Genomic DNA, 3,970 nt, shown 5'->3' with positions numbered 1-3,970 from the left:
TGCACTGCTTGCAGCATGTACTGTAGACAACACCATCAACCGTGACAGAATGCTTACCGCTGACTTCCTCATCCGTTACAAGGCAGATTTTGTTATTGAGATTGATAATCCCATCGTTATCTATCGTTGGATTTGCTCCAATGCGTTTTAGGGTTTCCAAGGAAGTTTCCTCCTGCGCTTGCTCTTTCCCCCCATGTTCGTGTGCATCGTGGTCGTGCCCCCCATGCTCCTGGCTACCATGATCATGACCCGCATGTTCTTGCCCACCATGTTCCCCCGCTAGCAAACTGGGTGCATAGCAAAGAATCGCTACCAGCATTACCATAACCTTAACTTTATGAATTTTGATCTTCATTGGATACCCCTCCTTAAAATGTATAGAAAACAAAAACCCGGTTGATTTGGTAAACAAAATAACTAAGAAGCGTGTTGTAATTCTTAGCTGTTTACCAAAGAATGCTATTTAGGAAATACGGGGTGGTGCCCGATCAGGAACGGATAGACGCAAGTATTCAGCAGGAGAATGATAATGCGGTGGTGCCTCAGCCAAGTATGATGGATGTTCTGTAATGATAACCATTGGCTGATACAGGAAGGTGTCTGAACGAAATGGGAGTTCATTTATTGCACTAAATAAAAATTCATTGTTAAGATTAAGATTTACCGGTTGTAATGCAACTAAGCTGTGACAGCAGAGATTACCCTTGTGGCAGGGTACCGGTGATTCGCTATTAGATGAAGAAGGAGTATGACAAGATGATTTTGAGGATACCCGATGTTGAGCTGAAAAAGATGCAGTAGCAGCTGCAAGTCCACACAAATTAGATGATGCAAGCAGCACCAATGATAGAAATATAGCATGAATACTTCTTTTCTTCATAATAATACGACCTCCAATTATTGAACATTGCCAATAATTCAATTGGTCGCACGTGGTCGCAAAGAATTTGGGGATTTTGGGAGACTGTAAGTTGTTGTAAATATTGAGCCACCGAGCGGAGTCGAACCGCTGACCTACTGATTACGAATCAGTTGCTCTACCATCTGAGCTACGGTGGCTAATTTATTGTTTATTTGTTATGTTGCAAGCGAATGGTATGCGACCACTGGCCGTTTTTTAGTCTCTTAGATTCAATTGCCATGCCGGAATTAAAAGATTTTTTTTTTGAAAAGCAAGACTATTTTTTAGGCTCGGAATTCACGCGGTAATCTCACCATTTTTGATGCGTTCAATCATCCCGGTCTAAATCCAAAACATCATACCTTTTGGAGCGGCAATTGGGAAAATAAAAAAGTCTGTTCCAGCCTTTTTTCGAACTTCAACAGCATATTTTTATGCATGTTAATATAGCGTGCAGCTTCTTCGAGAAAAAGGTGTTAAAGGTGTTGAGGGATCCAAGTATCTAAAATAAAATAACTTAGGAAGAATAGACTTTAACACTCTAACACTTCTAACACCTGAACACATCACACCGACCCATGCAACGTTATTTCGAAAACGCTCCACTAGTCGGAAATGATTTAACGTTTATTCTTCGCCGCTTAAATTCTGTAACACGCCAAATCACCTTCACTTTTTCATTAAGTAGCCGACGGTAAAGCTAAGTACACAGTTTCATAAATACGGTTACGTATTACTTGACAAGTGCCATGACATCGTGCACTAAAATAAGTGCCAAGAGATCGTGCACTTATCATTTTTGTTTATGTTTTTTTACAAAAATTATGTACCTCTTTTCATCAAATTGAAAGGAGGTTTTAATGTCAAAAAAAAGAGGAACGTAAGAGACAAACTGCAATCGAACGCTATCTTTCCGGAGAAAGCGTTGAGAAGATTTGTTCATCTCTAAGACGTTCTCGCCGCTGGTTTTTTAAATGGCTTGCTCGTTATCAATCCGGTGCGCCGGATTGGTTTGAGGAAAAATCGAAACGCCCACAAACCAATCCTGGACGCATTCCAGATGAAGTCGAGCAAGTAGTGAAATTGGTTCGCTCAAGTCTTTATAACAAAGGGCTTTTTTGTGGTGCCCAGACGATCCTCTGGGAATTGGAAGACATGGGCGTTGAGCCTTTGCCATCTCTGCGAACCATCAACCGTATTTTGAGCCGCCATGATTTGACGCATGGTCGAACAGGTCGCTACGAGCCAAAAGGGAAAAAATATCCGGCTCTTTTAGGAACATGCGTCAATCGCGTGCATCAAGTGGACTTTCTTGGGCCGTGTTATCTCAGCGAACCGTTGCGTTTTTATAGCCTCAATACCGTTGATTTAGCCACTGGTCGTTGTGGTGTCGAGCCGCTTTTGGAACGGAGTTGTCAGCCAACCGTTGATGCACTGTGGGCGATTTGGCAACGCCTGGGCATGCCTGAACATCTGCAAGTTGACAATGAAATGGTGTTTTACGGAAGCCCAGCGCATCCTCGCGGTATGGGAGCCTTGATTCGACTTTGCCTGCTCAATGGCATTGAGCCGTGGTTCATTCCCAAAGGCGAGCCCTGGCGCAATGGCGTGGTTGAGAAATTCAACGATCATTATCGGCAAAAATTTCTCGGACGTATTCATATCGCAGGAGAAACGGAATTGCACCTGCAGTCACTCATCTACGAACGAAAGCACAACCGCCGCTACCGATACAGCAAATTAGGTGGACGGACGCCCCTCGAAGCTCTGGCGATAGCGAATAAAACGTTACATTTTCCATCCGAAGAGCAGGCGCCACGTCATCCATTGAAAAAGCCTGAGAGTGGCAAATATCATGTGGTCCGATACATTCGCAGCGATGGCCTGCTCGATATCTTCGGAGAAAAATTTCGCGTACCGCCAGAAACGCTTTACGAATACGTCATCGCCACAATCGATGTCAAAGAACAAAAGTTAAAACTCTATCTTGATAAAATGCTGGTGGACGAAATCAATTATAAAATGTTTTGAATCGCTTCCCCTATGGTGGGAACTTCAGTAACCCTACGGGTTACTTCCGTCACCACCATAGGGGTTTTATCCAAACAACAGTGCACGATGTGGTGGCACTAAAATCAGTGCACGATGTCATGGCACTTGAGACCTAACGGCTAAAATGAGTTGCGCAAAGGTGTGATATTACTACATTTCAAATTACCAAAAACTTCGAGCGGGGCACTGACTGAAAATCACGACCCCGCCCTTTGCGTCAACTCCATTTTTTTGTTATGTGCTTTTATCATTTCAATAATAGAAGTTTCTTTATTCTCAAAAATTTTTGTTCGCCTTTTACATCCTCTGCAACTATTCGATAAATGTATATGCCGCTTGCAACAAGATTTCCCGTACGATTCTTTCCATCCCAAATTACTGAATAAAAACCTGCTGAATGTTCTGAATCAATTAGACGAATAACCTCTCGTCCTAAAACATCGTAAATAACAATCCTCACTTTTGAAGAAATTGGCAAACCGTACTCAATCGTTGTGGAAGGATTAAACGGATTGGGATAATTTTGATGGAGTGCATAGGTTTTGGGTATATTGTTCATCACCTCGACATCCGTAGCCTTAAGAGAAGTCGCATAATTCACAATATCGCCACCCTCAACGCCATACCACATTTGATAGAGATCACCTTGTTTGCAAACAGATGCAAAATGGGCTTCATCGATAGAAGCTCCTTTAGTACCGTTGCCTCCAATTCGTACCCAATTGACACCATCAGATGAAATAGCATAGCCCAAGCGCGCTACATTTAAGTTATCTAATCCAAAATACCACATTTCAAATCCCTGTTCAGATTTGATCACTGCTGGCCAGGCAACCATCGTTTCGTCAAACATTCCAGAATTGCCAAAATCCAATACTGCCCCATCAAATCCCGATCCTGGCACATTAGTCCAATTAATTCCATCAGAAGAAGTAGCGTATCCGATTCGGAAAGAAAAAGAGGGGGGTATAATATATCCTCGGACATACCACATATGATAAGTGCCCTGATCTTTGA

At 42.6% G+C, this 3,970-nt stretch carries 4 protein-coding genes and 1 tRNA gene; 1 reads left to right on the top strand and 4 read right to left on the bottom strand.

The window, feature by feature from the left end; all coding sequences use genetic code 11:
• From IH879_21025 to IH879_21015, 3 genes are all read right to left on the bottom strand, one after another.
• The coding region (locus IH879_21025; protein MCH7677411.1) for a hypothetical protein at positions 1-355 on the bottom strand (355 nt) is incomplete at its 3' end.
• 108 nt (positions 356-463) lie between these two features.
• Positions 464-880, bottom strand: coding sequence for a hypothetical protein (locus IH879_21020; protein ID MCH7677410.1), 417 nt, complete (start codon positions 878-880; stop codon positions 464-466).
• Between the two features lie 106 nt (positions 881-986).
• Positions 987-1,059 (bottom strand) — tRNA-Thr (locus IH879_21015).
• A 739-nt stretch (positions 1,060-1,798) separates the two neighbouring features.
• On the opposite strand from IH879_21015, the gene IH879_21010 reads away from it, so the two are divergent.
• Entirely contained in the window at positions 1,799-2,932 is a 1,134-nt protein-coding gene (locus IH879_21010; protein MCH7677409.1) for a transposase, read from the top strand.
• Positions 2,933-3,200: 268 nt separating this feature from the next.
• Here IH879_21010 and IH879_21005 read toward each other — a convergent pair.
• Positions 3,201-3,970: T9SS type A sorting domain-containing protein (locus IH879_21005; protein ID MCH7677408.1), on the bottom strand; the 770-nt coding region annotated here is incomplete at its 5' end.

The sequence above is a fragment of the candidate division KSB1 bacterium genome (assembly GCA_022562085.1).
Taxonomy (GTDB): domain Bacteria; phylum Zhuqueibacterota; class Zhuqueibacteria; order Oceanimicrobiales; family Oceanimicrobiaceae; genus Oceanimicrobium.
Note: the sequence above shows the minus strand (reverse complement) of the source record. Positions and strands in the feature narration are given on the sequence as shown.